Genomic DNA, 16,986 nt, shown 5'->3' with positions numbered 1-16,986 from the left:
GCGTCCCTTGGTGTTTTTCCGTTCGAAGCGTCAACCGCCGATTACCCCGATCTGCTTCAGATCGAAGTCTTTGGCTCTGCGAGCGTATGTGATGTCCCGGACTATTAATGTATATGCGGCTTCCGTAGGTAGCCGGTTCGGTCAGGAGGCGGAGAACTTCGGCGACAACCTAATGGCGGATTTGCTGGAGGGAATGTTTGGCCTCAAAGCCAACTACGTCAAGCATGGCTCCGCGGAACTCCTCGGCGTTGGCAGCATTCTGGACTCCTATTACAGAAGAAAGAAGGGCGCGAGTGTTCCGCTTCTTTCAAGACGTCCCTGGAGAACGCTGCATGTCTGGGGCTCGGGTTTCATGAACGAGAATTCTGCGGCCGTGTGGCCGCAACGATTGAAATTTCATGCCGTCCGCGGGCCGCTCACGGCCGCGAGAGTGAAGCAACGTTTGCCGTTGGGCGACCCGGCTCTCCTTCTCCCCAGGCTCTGGCCTATGCGGGGCATTAAGCAATTCGCTGTTGGAATTATCCCTCATTTTGCAACCCTTCCGCTTTTCAGGGACAGGTACGCGAGCAGCCTTCCGAAAGGATGGCAGATTATCGATCTCCTGCAGAAGCCGAAGGAGATTTGCGAGCTGATTTCGGCGTGTGACGTGATCGTCTCCAGCAGCTTGCACGGGCTCATTGTCGCCGATGCGTACGTTGTACCGTCAAGGTGGGTAGCGCCGGAAAACTCTATTAAAGGCGATGGCTTCAAGTTCAGAGACTATGAGGCACAGCGAGGAGTTGCGTTTTCGCCTCCGGTCGAGTTCCATGAAATATTGAGCAATGGAATCAAGGGCGAAGACCTAACTGTCTCCACGCCAAGCAACCAGTTGCTTGACCAGCTAGTTTCGTCTTTTCCTTTCAAGTGACTTCCAAGATTCTGGGCCATCCTGATCGCTCTCCAAGAATGGTCGGTCTCAAAGGCTTATCACCGGCGAACCCCGAAAGCTTAGCCAGAGCACCGCTTCGCCTGCCGCGCGAGTGGGGACAAGGCGAATGCCCCGTTCCCCCCCAAGCGCATACCAATCAATACTTCGATGGAACGTAGAGTTCTGGCGGCAGCACCTTGCGCTCGTAGTCCGGATTGAAGACGCGGTTGGGCAGGGTGATCTCCTCGTGCGGCACCTCAGTGTAAGGGATCTGACGCAACAGGTGATCGATGCAGTTCAGCCGTGCCCGCTTCTTGTCGTTGCCTTCGACGATATGCCACGGGGCTTCCGGAATGTTGGTGCGCGCGAAGGTCTCTTCCTTCGCCTTGGTATAGCCTTCCCAGCGGACGCGCGATTGCAGGTCCATCGGCGAAAGCTTCCACTGCTTCAGCGGGTCGTGGATGCGCACGAGGAAGCGCATCTGCTGCTCTTCATCGGTGATCGAGAACCAGTATTTGACAAGCCGGATGCCTGAGCGAACGAGCATGCGTTCGAATTCCGGCACGTCGTTGAAGAACTCCTCGACCTGGTCCTCGCTCGCAAAGCCCATCACCCGCTCCACGCCCGAGCGATTGTACCAGGAGCGGTCGAAAAGAACGATTTCGCCCCCGGCAGGCAGATGCGGGACATAGCGCTGGAAGTACCACTGAGTCTTCTCGCGGTCGGAAGGCGCGGGCAGGGCGACGGCGCGGACAACGCGCGGATTGAGGCGTTGCGTGATGCGCTTGATCACGCCGCCCTTTCCGGCGGAGTCGCGACCCTCGAAGATCACGACGACCTTCTGCTTATTATAGACCACCCAATCCTGAAGCTTGATCAACTCCGCCTGAAGCGAAAGCAGCGCGCGAAAATAGTCGAGCCGCGGGATCGATGCCGGATGGGCGTTGCGATAGATTTTGCGGATCGCGTCTGACAGCGCCGGCTCCGAGAGTTCCAGCTCGTAGTCCTCATCGATGGTGTCGGCCAGTTCGGCTTCGAGCCAATCGGACTGGTTGATGTCGGATATGTTGTTCATAGGCGTTCACCCTCGATGCGTTCGTGGCGCGGTTTGAAACGTGGCGGCATGGCGACGATGTCTCTGAACAGTCGTCATCTTCCAGCAGATCCTTAGTCGGATTTATTCCCTTAGAATGAACCTCCTGTGACACTCGGCGTGGGCTTTGCTGCGTTCGAAGAGTGGTTGCTTTTTGCGTGCGCCCGCCGAGTGAATGAGGGCCGGGCAGTAACCTAGGGGCGGTGTCACATGAACCGCGGATGCGCTTTCATCGAGAACTCGTCTCCCGGCCTTTGTCGTCTCATTTGCCCAGTTTCGGCCGCAAATGATTCGCCCGAAACATGCGCCCATGCCTAAGAATAGGTGACAAATCGCCGCGTGCGAGAGGTTTTTTCAACAGGTGGCAACGTCCATGTGGCCGGCGAGGCGGTCAGGAAAATGTGCTTTGCTAACAAGGGGCAATCAGATTTTGCCCACTCGCCCGAGGCTCCGTTGCCGCGCTCTCGTTGATCACGGATTAACCGTACTGCATTGCAAATCGTGATCGGGGGTGTCATTTTCCGGTCGGGGGTTAATTCAGAGTGATTTCAGAAGGAGACGTAAATGTCCATTTCGCTCAGCAATCTGGATGCATCCAAGGCTACCGCCGTTTCGGCCGTGAATGTAGCCGCTGCTGTACGTGCCGCTCGAGAGGCCGTAGGCTATAGCCTCGACGACCTCGCAGTGACTTGTGGCCTGGTTGTTAATGAGATTGAGGAAATCGAGAGTGGTGAGGATGCTGATCCCGCCAAGCTCAAGCGGATCGCCTCTGCATTACAGGTGCCGCTCTCATCGTTTGCTCCGATGTGATAATGACCTCAGGGCCGGGCAGGCAGTCGCCCGCCTGGCCTTGCCTCTCCCAAAAAACGCCTGTAACACCGCCCTTCATCTTTTCTTAACCATCTCCTCCGAACCGCTGAACGCTCTTGCTCGCGAAGGGTTAATTTTACCGCCGCTGATTGTCCGGTGCGTTAGCAACTTCATCGCAAATGTCCGCCCTCGAACGAGCCGGGTGCCTGTGCACTTCGGCGGTTTTGTGTATAGAGGAGAGGGCAATGAGCCGGGCTCGACGCATTGGCGCCACGCGGATTGATTTGAACGAGCTCATCAAGCGTAGCGCGCTTGCCGTCCTTGCCATTCTTGCGGTCTTGCTCCCAGTCCTGAAAGTCAGCTTGGTCAGCGAGTCGGACGATATCGTTCTCGGGGATTTCCGGTTGCTGGGTCGGGCGGCCTATCTGCTGCTGGTGGCCTTTCTGTGCGGCCTTTCGCTTCATCGACATGGCCGGATTGATCATCGCGGTCGCGGCCGTCTCGCGCGCTGCCTATAGTCTCAGCGCGAGCCTTATACGCAATCCGATCGCGGTTGATGCACCTCCCCAGAGACTGGATCAGTTGGCGCAAGTCTCTTTGTCTTATGGCAGCGTTCCGCTGTTGCTCATCCTGTTCGGCGCCTTGTGGCAGTCGCGAAAATCCTGGCGCAGCTAAGCGATCGATTGGGGATGGAACCGCGCTCGCTCCTTGGACGTTCTAGTCGATAGGAGAAATGCGCATGTCGAAGACGCTTCTATATGGCGCGACCAAGGTGGATGAAGGCAACGAAGCCTATTCCGCCATTGCGAGCCTTGAGCAATTCCAGTGGCGGAACCGTGTCCTTGTCATCTTTGCAGACAAGGGAAACGTGCGGGCTGCTCGCCAGGAAAACCAGTTGCTTGCCGATCGCGATGCCTTGCAGGACCGCGATATGGTCATTCTCAAGATCGTCGGCGGCAGTGTCAGGGAGCTTTTCGGCGCTGGCGAAAAGCTGGACGCTGCGGCGATTGCCCGCGATTTGGGTGATCCGACTGCCGGAGAGTTCGCAGCCTTTCTCGTCGGCAAGGATGGAACGGTAAAGCTCAAGGTGAGCGAGCCGGTCACCAGCGCCGAACTGTTTGCGATCATCGACAGCATGCCGGTGCGCGCTGCCGAAGTTGCGGCAGAGAAGTAGCAGACGAGCGAAGAATCTGAGAAGCGCGACTGACCCTGCCGCGCTGACCCGATGTTACAGGAATATGTGGCGCTCGGCGGCCACGAGTTCCTGCAGGAAATCGGAAACGGTACGCACCCGCACGAGTTCGCGTGCGCTTTCATGAAACGTCGTCCAGTACGCTCGCCGGATCGAGATATCGGGCAGGATGCGCACGAGTTCGAGATTCTGCCGGGCAATATAGTCGTGCAGGATGCCGATCCCGGCGCCGGAAAGCACGGCTTCCGTCTGCCCCGTCGCCGAAGAAATCTCGAAGGCGGCGTTCCAGTTCCGCATCACCTCGCCGGTGAAGTTCAGCGATTGGGAAAAGATCAGGTCCTCAACATAGCCGATCCGCCGGTGCTGTTTCAGCGCCTCGACGTTGGCGGGCTGGCCATTAAGTTCGGCATAGCTTCGGGATGCATAAAGGCCGAGCGTGTAGTCGGTGAGCTTGGCCGACACGAGCCGGCCTTGTTCGGGCCGCTCCAGCGTGATGGCGATATCCGCCTCACGCTGTGAAAGCGAGAATGATCGCGGCACCGGCACAAGCTGGATCTTCAGTTCCGGATGACGCTCGATCAGTCGACCCATGCGGGGCGCGAGAAAGGAAACGCCGAAACCGTCGGGCGCTCCCACCCGCACCGTCCCGGCGATTGCCGTATCGGTACGGCCAAGATTTGCCTGCACGGACAGCATTTCGGTTTCCATCCGCTCCGCAGAGGCGAGGAAAACCTCGCCCTCGGCCGTCAGCTCGCAGCCATTTGTGCGGCGGACGAAGAGGCGGCTCTTCAGCGCCTCTTCCAACGAGGTGAGCCGTCGAGAGAGGGTGGCATGGTTGAGCCCCAGACGTTTCGAGGCGGCAAGGATCTGCCCGGTGCGGGCCACGGCCAGGAAAATGCGGACATCGTCCCAGTTCATGGCTTGCCACGCATCATGATCGGGTCGACGTCGATGAGCGTCAGGGACTTCACCATTCCCGCGGTTCTGTTCTTGTATTTGAGGAAATGCGGTGTCTGCAGGTGCGCTTCGTAGGCTGCCTGGTTCGCATAGACCTCGAGGATACGGATCTTTTGCGGACTGTCCTTGAGGGAAACGGCGTTCAGCGACAGAACGCCGGGCTCCAGTACGACAGAAGCCTCGATCTCCTCGGTCAACAGAAGGCGATAGATTTCAAGCTGGTCGGGATCGATTTCGACCTCGGCCATTCTGACAACCAGTTTCCTGCTCATCGAAGCACTATCTCCTCTTCAGTTTGCATCGACCGTGGTAGTCTAGCGGAGTCCTGCGTGGACCTTGAGAGAAGCATCAGCTCGATCAGCTGGGCTTCAATTTACGCACAACGGTTGCTTATCTCAGCGCATTGATTTGTGCAAATTGAAGTGTGATTGTTCGGCATCCAAAAACAGGAGGAGGCACATCCATGCGTGAGATCGGTCATTTCATCGGCGGTAAGCACGTCGCCGGCACCAGCGGCCGCACCAGCAACGTCTTCAACCCGGCAACCGGCGAAGTCCAGGCCACTGTGGCGCTGGCAAATGTCGAGGAACTGCGCGCCGCAGTCGAGAACGCCAAGGCCGCTCAGCCAAAGTGGGCGGCGACGAACCCGCAGCGCCGCGCCCGCGTCTTCTTCAAGTTCGTCGAATTGCTGAACAAGCACATGGATGAACTCGCTGTCCTCCTCTCGACCGAGCACGGCAAGACAGTCGAAGATTCCAAGGGCGACATCGTTCGTGGTCTTGAGGTCTGCGAATTCGTCTGCGGTATTCCGCATCTGCAGAAGGGCGAATTCACGGAAGGCGCCGGCCCGGCAATCGACATGTACTCCATGCGCCAGGCGGTCGGCATCGGTGCGGGCATCACCCCGTTCAACTTCCCGGCCATGATCCCGATGTGGATGTTTGCGCCGGCAATAGCCTGCGGCAACGCCTTCATCCTGAAGCCGTCCGAGCGCGACCCGTCCGTGCCGCTGCGTCTCGCCGAACTCATGATCGAAGCAGGCCTCCCGGCAGGCATCCTCAACGTCGTCAATGGCGACAAGGCTGCCGTCGACGCTATCCTGACGGATCCGGATATTGGCGCGGTCTCCTTCGTCGGCTCCACGCCGATTGCCCGCTACGTCTACGGAACGGCCGCCATGAACGGCAAGCGCGCCCAGTGCTTCGGCGGCGCGAAGAACCACATGATCATCATGCCTGATGCAGACATGGACCAGGCCGTCAACGCACTGATGGGCGCAGGTTACGGCTCTGCCGGCGAACGCTGTATGGCGATCTCGGTCGCCGTCCCGGTCGGCGAGGAAACCGCCAATCGCCTCGTCGAGAAGCTGACGCCGAAGATCGAATCGCTGCGTATCGGCCCCTACACGGACGAGAAGGCCGATATGGGTCCGCTCGTTACCAAGGAAGCCTACGCCCGCGTCAACGGACTGATCGATCGTGGCGTCGAGCAGGGTGCAAAGCTCGTCGTCGATGGCCGCGGCTTCAAGCTGCAGGGTTATGAAGACGGATATTTCGTCGGCGGTACGCTGTTCGATCATGTGACGCCGGACATGGATATCTACAAGACGGAGATCTTCGGGCCCGTTCTGTCCGTCGTCCGTGCCAAGAACTACGAGGAAGCGCTCGACCTGCCGATGAAGCACGAATACGGCAACGGTGTCGCGATCTACACCCGCGACGGCGATGCCGCCCGTGACTTCGCCTCGCGCATCAACATCGGCATGATCGGCATCAACGTCCCGATCCCGGTTCCTCTGGCCTATCATTCCTTCGGCGGCTGGAAGGCCTCGAGCTTCGGTGACCTCAACCAGCATGGTTCGGACTCGATCAAGTTCTGGACCAAGACGAAGACGATTACCGCCCGCTGGCCCTCGGGCATCAAGGACGGCGCCGAATTCGTCATGCCGACGATGAAGTAAGACGAACGAACGATGTTATTGAATTGGGGGCTTCGGCCCCCAATTTGCGTTGAACGTGGTTCTGGCCGTCACCGAAAGTCTCGCGTGACATGATCCCGGGTTCCGGACCAAATAACGTCGCGGCAATCCGTCTCACATAAGATGATTATGATTTTCATATTTTGGAATTGTTCAAAACTAGCAAAGCCACTATATAGACCACGTGTAACTGACGATTCTGGAGATCGGCATGCGTTTGACCAAGCAGACCAACTATGCGGTTCGCATGTTGATGTATTGTGCTGCCAATGAGGGGCAGCTGAGCCGGATTCCGGAGATTGCCAAGGCATACGGTGTTTCCGAACTCTTTCTGTTCAAGATCCTGCAGCCTCTGAACAAGGCAGGGTTGGTCGAGACGGTTCGCGGTCGCAACGGTGGCGTTCGGCTCGGCAAGCCTGCGAAAGACATCAGCCTCTTCGACGTGGTTCGCGTCACGGAAGACAGTTTTGCAATGGCAGAGTGTTTCGAGGATGACGGCATGGTCGAATGCCCGCTTGTCGACAGCTGCGGTTTGAACTCCGCCTTGCGCAAGGCCCTCAACGCTTTCTTCGACGTGCTGGCGCAATATTCGATTGACGACCTCGTCAAGGCGCGGCCGCAGATCAACTTCCTGCTGGGCCTGACCGGCGAGCACGAACGCCGCAAATCCCCCGTCGTGGCACCCGCTGCCTGATCGGCGATGACGAAATTTTGATCCGGCCGCGGCAGCGTCAAATGCCGCGGCCGTTCCGTTCTAAGGGAGTTTTTTGTCGGGAGTTTCGCGTGACGCGTGTGTGAAAAGGTCGCAGCTGGCGCGAAATTATACCAAATGCGACAAGAATCACGTTTATTCAGTCCGTTTATTTCTAAGTGCGGCCCATTTTTGGCGGAAAATTACTAAAGTTGCCCATCTGGAAGAATTTTCCACTTCGGTCGTTGATTTCAGCAAACAAATGTCGTTCCATCTGCCGTCATTCCGGGTTCCCCGGGATCTCAAATAAAAGAACAAACCTGGGAAACGATATCATGAAAAAGATGTCTGTCTTGCTGGCCGCGACGGTCCTGGCTTCGGCCATGGCATCCGCAGCCTGGTCTAAAACGCTCGTTTACTGCTCTGAAGGGTCGCCGGAAGGCTTCGATCCGGGCATTTATACCGCAGGCACCACCTTCGATGCCTCCTCGCGTACGGTTTACAGCCGTCTCGTCGAGTTCCAACATGGCAAGACCGAAATTGAGCCGGGCCTGGCCGAAAGCTGGACGGTTTCCGACGACGGTACGGTCTACACCTTCAAGCTGCGTCCGGGCGTCAAGTTCCAGACGACCGAATTCTTCACGCCGAGCCGCGATCTGAACGCTGACGACGTCGTCTTCTCGTTCGAGCGCCAGCTGAAGGCTGACGGCCCCTGGGCCAAGTACGTTGCCGGCGTTTCATACGAATATGCCGCGGGCATGGGCTTCCCGGAACTCATCAAGTCCGTCGAGAAGGTCGACGACCTGACCGTCAAGTTCACCCTGAACCATCCGGAAGCACCGTTCCTCGCCGACCTGGCAATGGACTTCGCGTCCGTCCTGTCGAAGGAATATGCTGACAAGCTGCAGGCTGACGGCAAGATGGAACAGATGAACCAGATGCCGCTCGGCACCGGTCCGTACACCTTCGTTGCCTACCAGCCGGATGCTGTCATCCGCTACAAGGCCAACGAAACCTACTTCAAGGGCAAGGAAAAGATCGACGATCTCGTGTTCGCGATCACCCCGGACGCTTCCGTCCGCGCTCAGAAGCTGAAGGCCGGCGAATGCCACATCATGCCGTATCCGAACGCGGCTGACATCAAGGACCTGCAGACGGACTCGAACCTGAAGGTTCTGGAACAGCCAGGCCTGAACGTTTCCTATCTCGCGTACAACACGCTCCAGGCTCCGTTCGACAAGGCCGAAGTGCGCAAGGCGCTGAACATGGCGATCAACAAGCAGGCGATTGTGCAGGCCGTCTTCCAGGGTGCTGGCCAGGTTGCCAAGAACCCGATCCCGCCGACCATGTGGTCGTATAACGACGACATCAAGGATGACGTATACAACCCGGACGAAGCAAAGAAGATGCTCGAAAAGGCTGGCGTCAAGGATCTCAGCATGAAGATCTGGGCTATGCCGGTTTCGCGTCCGTACATGCTGAACGCACGTCGCGCCGCTGAACTGATGCAGGCTGACCTTGCCAAGGTCGGCGTCAAGGTCGACATCGTCACCCACGAATGGGCTGAATACCTCAAGCTCTCCAAGGACAAGGCCCGTGACGGCGCTGCGATCCTCGGCTGGACCGGCGATAACGGCGACCCGGACAACTTCCTTGACACCCTGCTCGGCTGCGAAGCCGTCGGCGGCAACAACCGTGCACAGTGGTGCAACAAGGAATTCGACGATCTCGTGAAGAAGGCCAAGAAGACCGCTGACGTCGCAGAGCGCACCAAGCTCTACGAACAGGCGCAGGTCGTCTTCAAGAAGGAAGCTCCGTGGGCGACGATCGATCACTCCACGGAATTCGTACCGATGAGCGCCAAGGTTTCCGGCTACGTGCAGGATCCGGTTGGTGTTCACCGTTTCGACGGCGTTGATATCGCCGAGTAATCAAAATTATGCAAAGATGCCCGGCAATCCCGGGCTTGGCCGGCGGTCAGGTTTGATACCTGACCGCCGGAACACTATGGACACTTGCCAATGTTGCGATTTCTCATCGGACGCCTCGCGATCCTGATCCCAACCTTCATCGGCGTTTCACTCATCGCCTTCTCGTTCATCCGCCTGCTGCCCGGTGACCCGGTCATGCTGATGTCGGGCGAGCGCGTGATGGCGCCGGAACGCCATGCCCAGGTCATGCATGATCTCGGCCTCGATCGACCTGTCTATGTTCAATACCTGGACTACCTCGGTAACGTGGTGCAGGGTGATCTGGGCTCGTCGATCGTTACCAAGCGCCCGGTTCTGCAGGAGTTCGGCTCGCTCTTTCCGGCGACGCTTGAGCTTTCGCTTTGTGCGATCATTTTTGCCATCGTGCTTGGCATTCCCGCCGGCGTCTTCGCCGCGGTCAAGCGAGGAACCTGGTTCGACCAGAGCGTGATGGGCGTTGCCCTCGTCGGCTACTCGATGCCGATCTTCTGGTGGGGCCTGCTGCTCATCGTTCTCTTCTCGAACACGCTGCATTGGACACCCGTGTCCGGCCGCATTTCGCTGATGTATTTCTTCAAGCCGGTCACCGGCTTCATGCTGATCGACAGCCTGCTCTCCGGCCAGGCCGGTGCATTCAAGTCGGCGTTCGTCTCGCTCATTCTGCCGACGATCGTTCTCGGCACCATTCCGCTTGCGGTCATCGCGCGACAGACGCGCTCGGCCATGCTGGAAGTGCTCGGCGAAGATTATGTTCGCACCGCGCGCTCCAAGGGTCTCGCCCCCATCCGCGTCGTTGGCCTGCACGCGCTTCGCAACGCGATGATCCCGGTCGTGACGTCGATTGGTCTGCAGGTCGGCGTGTTGCTCGGCGGCGCGATCCTGACAGAAACGATCTTCTCCTGGCCTGGTATCGGCAAGTGGATGGTCGATGCGGTCTTCAAGCGCGACTACACCGTCGTTCAAGGTGGCCTGCTGCTCATCGCCGGCATCATCATGATCGTCAATCTGATCGTCGACCTCATGTACGGTCTGATCAACCCACGTATTCGTCACTAGGAGCGGCTTATGAGTGCGATAACCACCAAGTCGACCCAGCCGTCAGCGCTCTCTGAGTTCTGGTACTATTTCTCTCGCAACAAGGGTGCCGTCATCGGCTTCGGCATCTTCCTGCTCGTGCTTTTGACAGCGATCTTCGCGCCGTTGATTGCCCCGCATGATCCGAACGTTCCTTTCGACGGCATGCAGCGCGTCCCGCCGGTTTGGTCGGACAAGGGCAATCCGATGTTCCTGCTCGGAACGGATGCCGTCGGTCGCGATATGCTGTCGCGCCTCATCTATGGCACGCGCTTCTCGCTGTTCATCGGCCTCGTCGTCGCCTCGCTGTCGGCTGTCGCCGGCGTGCTGCTCGGCCTCGTTGCAGGCTATTTCCGCGGCCGCGTCGACACCTTCATCATGCGCGTCATGGATATCATCCTGGCATTCCCATCGCTGCTGCTGGCCCTCGTGCTGGTCGCCGTTCTGGGACCGGGCCTGCTCAATGCCATGATCGCCATCTCGATCGTCAACCAGCCGCATTTCGTACGACTGACGCGCGCCGCCGTCATCAGCGAACGCGAAAAGGAATATGTCGTAGCGTCGCGTGTCGCGGGCGCCGGCACCTTCCGTCTGATGTTCAAGACGATCCTGCCGAACTGCCTGGCTCCGCTGATCGTTCAGGCAACGCTCGCATTCTCCGCCGCGATCCTTGATGCCGCAGCCCTCGGCTTCCTCGGCATGGGCGCCCAGCCTCCGACATCGGAGTGGGGCACGATGCTTGCCGATGCGCGCGAATTCTTCCAGAGCTCGCCGTGGCTCGTCACTTTCCCGGGTCTTTGCATCCTGATCACCGTTCTTGCCATCAATCTGATGGGCGACGGCCTGCGCGATGCGCTCGACCCCAAGCTGAAGAGGTCCTGATATGGCACTTCTTGAAATCGAAAATCTCGCCGTTGAGTTTCAGACGTCCACGGGCCCGTTTCGCGCAGTTGATGGCGTGTCGCTCAAGGTGGATGCGGGTGAAGTCCTGGCAATCGTCGGAGAATCCGGATCCGGCAAGTCGGTCTCCATGCTCGCGGCGATGGGCCTTCTGCCCTGGACGGCAAAAGTAACGGCCGACAAGATGGTCTTCGACGGCCGCAACCTGCTTGGCATGTCGGCGAGCGAGCGGCGCAAGATCATTGGCAAGGATATGTCGATGATCTTCCAGGAGCCGATCGCCAGCCTCAATCCCTGTTTTACCGTCGGCTTCCAGATCGAAGAAGTTCTGCGAATCCATCTGGGGCTGGACAAGGCTGCACGGCGCAAGCGCGCCATCGAGCTGTTCGAGGCCGTTGGTATTCCCAATCCTGCCGAGCGCCTCGGCCATTTCCCGCACCAGATGTCGGGTGGTCAGTGCCAGCGCGTCATGATCGCCATCGCAATCGCCTGCAATCCGAAGCTCTTGATTGCCGATGAGCCGACCACTGCGCTCGACGTCACCATTCAGAAGCAGATCCTCGATCTCCTGATGCGGCTGCAGACGGAGCACCGCATGGGCCTGATCATGATCACGCACAACATGGGCGTTGTCGCCGAGACAGCCGATCGCGTGATCGTGCAGTATAAGGGCCGCAAGATGGAAGAGGCCGACGTCCTGTCGCTCTTCGAGTCGCCCAAGAGCGATTACACGAGAGCGCTGCTTGCCGCCCTGCCGGAAAATGCCACCGGTGATCGACTGCCGACCATCGGCGAAATTTTCAAGGGAGCGGCCCAATGACGCCAGTCCTCGAAGCAAAGAACATTGTCCGCAACTATTATCTGCCGGGCGGTCTCTTCAAGAAGGAGAGAACCGTACACGCCGTCAAGGGTGTGAGCTTCAAGGTAGAGCAGGGCAAGACGCTGGCGATCGTCGGCGAAAGCGGTTGCGGCAAGTCGACGCTTGCCCGCATCGTCACGATGATCGATCCGGCGAGCGGTGGCGATCTCTTCATCGACGGCAAGAAGGTCGATATCGCTGCAGGCGATCTGACACCGGAAATTCGCCGCAAGGTGCAGATTGTCTTCCAGAACCCCTACGGCTCGCTGAACCCGCGCAAGAAGATCGGCGACATTCTGATGGAGCCCCTGATCATCAACACCGATACGGCCGCCGCTGAGCGGCGCGAATTGGCGATGGCGATGCTCAAGAAGGTCGGCCTGCAGGAGATCCATTTCAATCGCTATCCGCACATGTTCTCCGGCGGCCAGCGCCAGCGTATCGCGATCGCCCGCGCTTTGATGCTGAAGCCGCGGCTTCTGGTTCTCGATGAGCCAGTGTCTGCACTCGACCTTTCGGTCCAGGCTCAGGTTCTCAATCTGCTCGCGGATTTGCAGGACGAGCTGAACCTCACATATGTCTTCATCAGCCACGATCTCTCGGTCGTCCGCTATATGGCCGACGACGTCATGGTGATGTATTTCGGTGAAGCTGTGGAGTATGGCGCGCGGGATCAGGTTTTCAACGATCCGCAGCACAGCTATACGCAGACCTTGTTTGCGGCCACGCCGCGCGCGGATGTTGACACCATCAAGGCTCGCCTTGCGCGCAAGAGTGCGACACTCGCTGCTTCATAAGGTCGTCGTTCTCCCGTCCCCGGGAGTGCCGGAACGCTGAGAGAGACAAGCAATGCCAGAGACCAACGGAACCCCTTACGCCATCATCGTCATGGGGGTCAGTGGTTGCGGCAAGTCCTCGATCGGCCTGAAGATTTCGGACGCCCTCGGCATGCAATTTGTCGAGGGCGACCAGCTGCATCCTGCATCGAATGTCGAGAAGATGTCGAAGGGCATTCCCTTGACGGATGACGACCGGATGCCTTGGCTCGACCTCATCGGTCAGACAATGAAAGCGTCGCTTGATCGTGGGCAGGGCGTCATCGTTTCCTGCTCGGCGTTGAAGCGCATCTATCGCGACCGGCTGCGCAAGGCGGTGAATGGAAAACTCTGTTTTGTCTATCTGTCAGGCTCGAAGGAGCTGCTCACGAAGCGGATGGGTGAGCGCAAGGGTCACTTCATGCCTGCATCCTTGCTGGAAAGCCAACTCGCGACACTCGAAGTGCCGACCGGCGAGCTCGGCGTCGTGACCGTCGATATCGACAATACAATCGAAGGGATCGCGGAAACGGCTCTCCGCGATCTCAAGTCTTTGGGCGTTGTTTAGCCGTCGGTCCGCAGCAGGACCTTCATCTCGAAGAAGAAATAGGGCCGCAGGCGAACGCCGATGACATTGCCGGCAAATGCGGCCACGGCCCAGAGATAGCCATGCAGGCTGCCCGACGAGATGCCGGAGAAATAGGCGCCGATGTTACAACCGTAGGCGATGCGTGCGCCGTATCCGAGCAGCAGGCCGCCGATCACAGCAGCTAGAACCGAACGCAGCGGAATATCCCAGCTCGGTGCAAATCGACCGGCGAGCGACGAGGCGAGCATTGCACCTGCAATGATGCCGAAATCCATGACGGAGGTGATATCCGCAAAGACGCTGTCGGCCAGCGCCTTGGCATTGGCGGGCGTCTGCCAATAAGCCCAGGCGGTCGGGTCAATGCCGATGATCTGTGCGCCCTTGGCGCCCCAAAGTGCAAAAGCCGAGGTGATGCCCCAGGGGCGACCGGCGATCGACAGGGTCACGAAGTTCAGCAAGGCAAGGGCAACAGCGCCGAGGACAAGCGGCCACGGTCCGCGCAGGAAACGCGAAAAGCCGCGGCGCGGGGAGGGCGCTTCCTTTTCGAGCGAGCCGTGCCAGCGCTTCTCGACGACAACAGTCAGTACTGCGATCGCTGCAAAGATGATCAGCGAGACCGCGATGCCGCCGATGGCGCCAAAGCTCTGTACCAGCGAGGTCGGTGGAAGTGACGGCAGGCTCACCCACCAGTCGAAATTCACGGTGCCGAGCACCGAGCCGACGATAAAGAAGAACAGGGTGATGAGCATCCGCGCATTTCCGCCGCCGGCGGTAAACAGCGTACCGGAAGCGCAGCCGCCGCCGAGCTGCATGCCGATCCCGAACATGAAGGCGCCGACGAGCACGCCGATGCCTGCGGGCGACACCGAACCCTTGACCTCATGGCCGACCAGCGTGCCGCTCGCCAGGAACGGAAAGAACAGCACGACGGCGATCGCCAGCAGGATCATCTGCACGCGCAGGCCGCGTCCGCGACCATCCATGATGAAGACGCGCCATGCGGAGGTGAAGCCGAAGGCGGCGTGATAGAGGGCAATGCCGAGGGCGCCGCCGACAAGGAACAGTGCGCCCTGAGCCGGGCCGTGATAGTAGCCGAGCAGTAGTGTGCCGAGGACAAGAACGACGAGCGCGCCGAGACCCGGCGTGCCGAGCGGGGGCTGCCGTGTCTCGAGGGCGGGGGAGGAGGCAATAGACATGTTGGATTTCCTGAGAGTTTCCCTCGTCTTATAGGGAACTCGGCGTAAACGTTGGAGGAATCAGGTCCTCCTTTCCGCCGGTCTGGCGGATTGTTGTCCTTCTATGAGCCTGTTTGGTATGCGTGCGTTGCTTATGGGTTGAAGCGCTGCGGCGAATAGGCCGAAATATCGATGAACGGTGCCTCGCCAGTGATCGCTTCCGCCAGGGCGCGGCCGGTGACAGGCCCGAGCGTCAACCCGTGATGAGCGTGGCCGAATGCGAACCACAGTCCGTCGTGCCGGGGCGCCTTACCGATGATAGGCATCATGTCGGGCGTGCACGGTCGGGCGCCCATCCACGGCTCCGGATCGAGCCGCTCGCCGAGCGGAAAGACTGTGCGTGCCACCTTCTCGGCGCGATCGAGCTGCACCGGTGTCTTCGGCGCATCGAGTGCCGCGAATTCCGCACCTGTTGTCAGCCGGATGCCCCGGCTCATAGGTGCGAGGAAATAACCGCGCTCGGCATCGAGCGTCCAGTTGTTGAGGGTCGCATCGCCTGCCGCGGCATAATGCATGTGATAGCCTCGCTTGACGCCGAGCGGGAAGGCATAGCCGAGCCGGCGTGTTGCAACAGCAGCCCAGGGGCCGAGCGCCAAAACCGCATCTTCCGCGTCCAGAGCCCCCTCGCTGGTGACCACCCGCCAGCTCGAGCCGGAGCGACCGAGCGAATTGGCGTCGCCAGTGACACACCTTCCGCCCAGACTCTCGAAGTAGGTGCGGTAGGCCATCGTCAAACCGTGCGGATCGAGTACGGACCAAGGATCGCGCCACCGCAGGCCGCCGACGAAATCTCCCTTGATATGAGGCTCCAGCCGCGCGACGGCTGCGGCGTCCAACTGCTCGTGCATGACGCCGAACTCGGCTCTAAGGCGCTCTGCCTCGGCAAATTCCGCGTCGCGCCGGCCAGCCGTGCGGAAAATCTCCATCCAGCCGTTCTTGCGAATCAGGTGCTGTGCATTGGACGCTTCGATCAGATCATTGTGCTCCGAGATCGAGTGCTCGATCAGCGGGGCATAGGCGCGGGAGATCATCTCATGGCGTTTCGCGCCGGAATTCCACCAGTAGCGCGCAAGGAAGGCGAGCTGTCCGGGCAGCGCCTTGAGGTGGTAGTGAGCGTCGATCCGGTTGTTGAAAGCGTAGCGGATCAGAAGCCCGAGTTGCTGCGGAAAACCGTACGGCACGACGCCTTCGCGTTGGATGAGCCCGGCATTCCCGAACGAGGTCTCCTTGCCTGGGGCCTTGCGGTCGATCAGCGTCACCTGCCGACCCCTGCGCTGTAGGTGAATGGCCGTCGATACGCCGACGATACCGGCGCCCAGTACAATTGCATTCTTTGTCATTGCCGTGCATTCCAACTATTCCAAGCAATGAAAATGCAACTACGGCAGGCTGCACGCAAACGAAAAATGTCGTTTTATTTCAAAAACATTGTCGTTCTGAGCGCCTCGTTTTCGGCTTTGATGCGGACGTAAAGTACGGCCGCGTTCAGCATGGAAAATATCGCCGCGTAGAGCGGCATCCCGAAGGCCAGCGGAAGGACGGCGATTTCGCCAGCCACGACGGCATAGTTCGGATGAGCCATGAATCGGTAGGGTCCGCTGCTGACGAGCGGAGCGCCCGGCAGAACGATGATGCGCGTCGTCCACCGACCCTTGAGCGTGCCGATGACCCAGAGCCTACCAGCTTGCAAAACCATGAAAACGGCAAACCACATTGCGTCGACCGGACGACCGATCGCCAGCAGCCACAATCCGGCGATCCAGCAGCCGTGCAGCGCCACCATGAAAGGATAGTGCTGCGGCGCGACCTCCTTCGCGCCGCTGTTTACAAGCACCCGCGTATTGTGGCGGGCAAGGGCGAGTTCCGCGAGGCGCTGTGCCGTCACGAAGGCGAGCAGTGCAAAGGAGGGCCACATA

General features: G+C 59.3%; 18 protein-coding genes. 12 read left to right on the top strand and 6 right to left on the bottom strand.

The features are described 5' to 3' along the window. Positions 1–91 precede the first annotated feature (91 nt). Entirely contained in the window at positions 92–907 is an 816-nt protein-coding gene (locus tag RHIBUN_RS34725) for a polysaccharide pyruvyl transferase family protein (RefSeq protein ID WP_113162872.1), read from the top strand. Positions 908–1,064: 157 nt separating this feature from the next. Here the strand turns inward: RHIBUN_RS34725 and ppk2 are convergent, their stop codons facing one another. Then, a complete protein-coding gene (gene ppk2 / locus RHIBUN_RS0110235; RefSeq protein ID WP_025659493.1) occupies positions 1,065–1,982 on the bottom strand; it encodes a polyphosphate kinase 2 in 918 nt (305 codons plus the stop codon). A gap of 582 nt (positions 1,983–2,564) precedes the next feature. On the opposite strand from ppk2, the gene RHIBUN_RS0110230 reads away from it, so the two are divergent. The 3 genes from RHIBUN_RS0110230 (at position 2,565) to RHIBUN_RS0110220 (ending at position 3,984) form a co-directional block, all read left to right on the top strand. After that, positions 2,565–2,810: a helix-turn-helix transcriptional regulator gene (locus RHIBUN_RS0110230; RefSeq protein ID WP_018856850.1), complete on the top strand. Its 246-nt coding sequence runs from the start codon at positions 2,565–2,567 to the stop codon at positions 2,808–2,810. 245 nt (positions 2,811–3,055) lie between these two features. Beyond that, positions 3,056–3,328, top strand: a complete 273-nt coding sequence (locus RHIBUN_RS37265) for a hypothetical protein (RefSeq protein WP_245271654.1) — start codon at positions 3,056–3,058, stop codon at positions 3,326–3,328. Positions 3,329–3,549: 221 nt separating this feature from the next. Further along, positions 3,550–3,984, top strand: a complete 435-nt coding sequence (locus RHIBUN_RS0110220; protein ID WP_025659492.1) for a DUF4174 domain-containing protein — start codon at positions 3,550–3,552, stop codon at positions 3,982–3,984. A gap of 54 nt (positions 3,985–4,038) precedes the next feature. On the opposite strand, the gene RHIBUN_RS0110215 is transcribed toward RHIBUN_RS0110220, so the two are convergent. Beyond that, positions 4,039–4,920 carry a LysR family transcriptional regulator gene (locus RHIBUN_RS0110215; RefSeq protein ID WP_025659491.1) on the bottom strand — a complete coding sequence of 294 codons (882 nt, stop codon included), beginning with the start codon at positions 4,918–4,920 and terminating at the stop codon, positions 4,039–4,041. Then, positions 4,917–5,231 (bottom strand): putative quinol monooxygenase, encoded by a 315-nt coding sequence (locus RHIBUN_RS0110210; RefSeq protein ID WP_025659490.1) that lies wholly within the window; start codon positions 5,229–5,231, stop codon positions 4,917–4,919. Before RHIBUN_RS0110210 ends, RHIBUN_RS0110215 begins: the two co-directional genes overlap by 4 nt. Before the next feature lie 191 nt (positions 5,232–5,422). On the opposite strand from RHIBUN_RS0110210, the gene RHIBUN_RS0110205 reads away from it, so the two are divergent. The 8 genes from RHIBUN_RS0110205 (at position 5,423) to RHIBUN_RS0110170 (ending at position 13,814) form a co-directional block, all read left to right on the top strand. Further along, on the top strand, positions 5,423–6,919 hold the full coding sequence (locus tag RHIBUN_RS0110205) for a CoA-acylating methylmalonate-semialdehyde dehydrogenase (RefSeq protein ID WP_018856855.1): 1,497 nt from the start codon (positions 5,423–5,425) through the stop codon (positions 6,917–6,919). A 229-nt stretch (positions 6,920–7,148) separates the two neighbouring features. Then, positions 7,149–7,631 carry an iron-responsive transcriptional regulator RirA gene (rirA, locus tag RHIBUN_RS0110200; protein ID WP_018856856.1) on the top strand — a complete coding sequence of 161 codons (483 nt, stop codon included), beginning with the start codon at positions 7,149–7,151 and terminating at the stop codon, positions 7,629–7,631. Positions 7,632–7,963: 332 nt separating this feature from the next. Then, positions 7,964–9,559, top strand: a complete 1,596-nt coding sequence (locus tag RHIBUN_RS0110195; RefSeq protein WP_018856857.1) for an ABC transporter substrate-binding protein — start codon at positions 7,964–7,966, stop codon at positions 9,557–9,559. Positions 9,560–9,649: 90 nt separating this feature from the next. After that, complete coding sequence (locus RHIBUN_RS0110190) at positions 9,650–10,654, top strand: ABC transporter permease subunit (protein WP_016552833.1); 1,005 nt, start codon at positions 9,650–9,652, stop codon at positions 10,652–10,654. Between the two features lie 9 nt (positions 10,655–10,663). Beyond that, positions 10,664–11,554 carry an ABC transporter permease subunit gene (locus RHIBUN_RS0110185; RefSeq protein WP_018856858.1) on the top strand — a complete coding sequence of 297 codons (891 nt, stop codon included), beginning with the start codon at positions 10,664–10,666 and terminating at the stop codon, positions 11,552–11,554. A gap of 1 nt (position 11,555) precedes the next feature. Further along, positions 11,556–12,392 (top strand): ABC transporter ATP-binding protein, encoded by an 837-nt coding sequence (locus RHIBUN_RS0110180; protein WP_018856859.1) that lies wholly within the window; start codon positions 11,556–11,558, stop codon positions 12,390–12,392. Then, complete coding sequence (locus RHIBUN_RS0110175) at positions 12,389–13,228, top strand: dipeptide ABC transporter ATP-binding protein (RefSeq protein WP_025659489.1); 840 nt, start codon at positions 12,389–12,391, stop codon at positions 13,226–13,228. Before RHIBUN_RS0110180 ends, RHIBUN_RS0110175 begins: the two co-directional genes overlap by 4 nt. Positions 13,229–13,280: 52 nt before the next feature. After that, complete coding sequence (locus RHIBUN_RS0110170; RefSeq protein ID WP_025659488.1) at positions 13,281–13,814, top strand: gluconokinase; 534 nt, start codon at positions 13,281–13,283, stop codon at positions 13,812–13,814. Here RHIBUN_RS0110170 and RHIBUN_RS0110165 read toward each other — a convergent pair. From RHIBUN_RS0110165 to RHIBUN_RS0110155, 3 genes are all read right to left on the bottom strand, one after another. Next, a complete protein-coding gene (locus tag RHIBUN_RS0110165; RefSeq protein ID WP_025659487.1) occupies positions 13,811–15,031 on the bottom strand; it encodes a YeeE/YedE family protein in 1,221 nt (406 codons plus the stop codon). The two genes, RHIBUN_RS0110170 and RHIBUN_RS0110165, sit on opposite strands and share 4 nt — an antisense overlap. 131 nt (positions 15,032–15,162) lie before the next feature. After that, positions 15,163–16,410, bottom strand: coding sequence for an FAD-binding oxidoreductase (locus RHIBUN_RS0110160; RefSeq protein WP_025659486.1), 1,248 nt, complete (start codon positions 16,408–16,410; stop codon positions 15,163–15,165). Positions 16,411–16,484: 74 nt separating this feature from the next. Beyond that, complete coding sequence (locus RHIBUN_RS0110155) at positions 16,485–16,985, bottom strand: isoprenylcysteine carboxylmethyltransferase family protein (RefSeq protein ID WP_025659485.1); 501 nt, start codon at positions 16,983–16,985, stop codon at positions 16,485–16,487. Position 16,986: the final 1 nt, after the last annotated feature.

The sequence above is a fragment of the Rhizobium sp. IBUN genome (assembly GCF_000510625.1).
Lineage (GTDB): Bacteria > Pseudomonadota > Alphaproteobacteria > Rhizobiales > Rhizobiaceae > Rhizobium > Rhizobium altiplani.
This window is presented reverse-complemented; position numbering and strand designations above follow the sequence as displayed.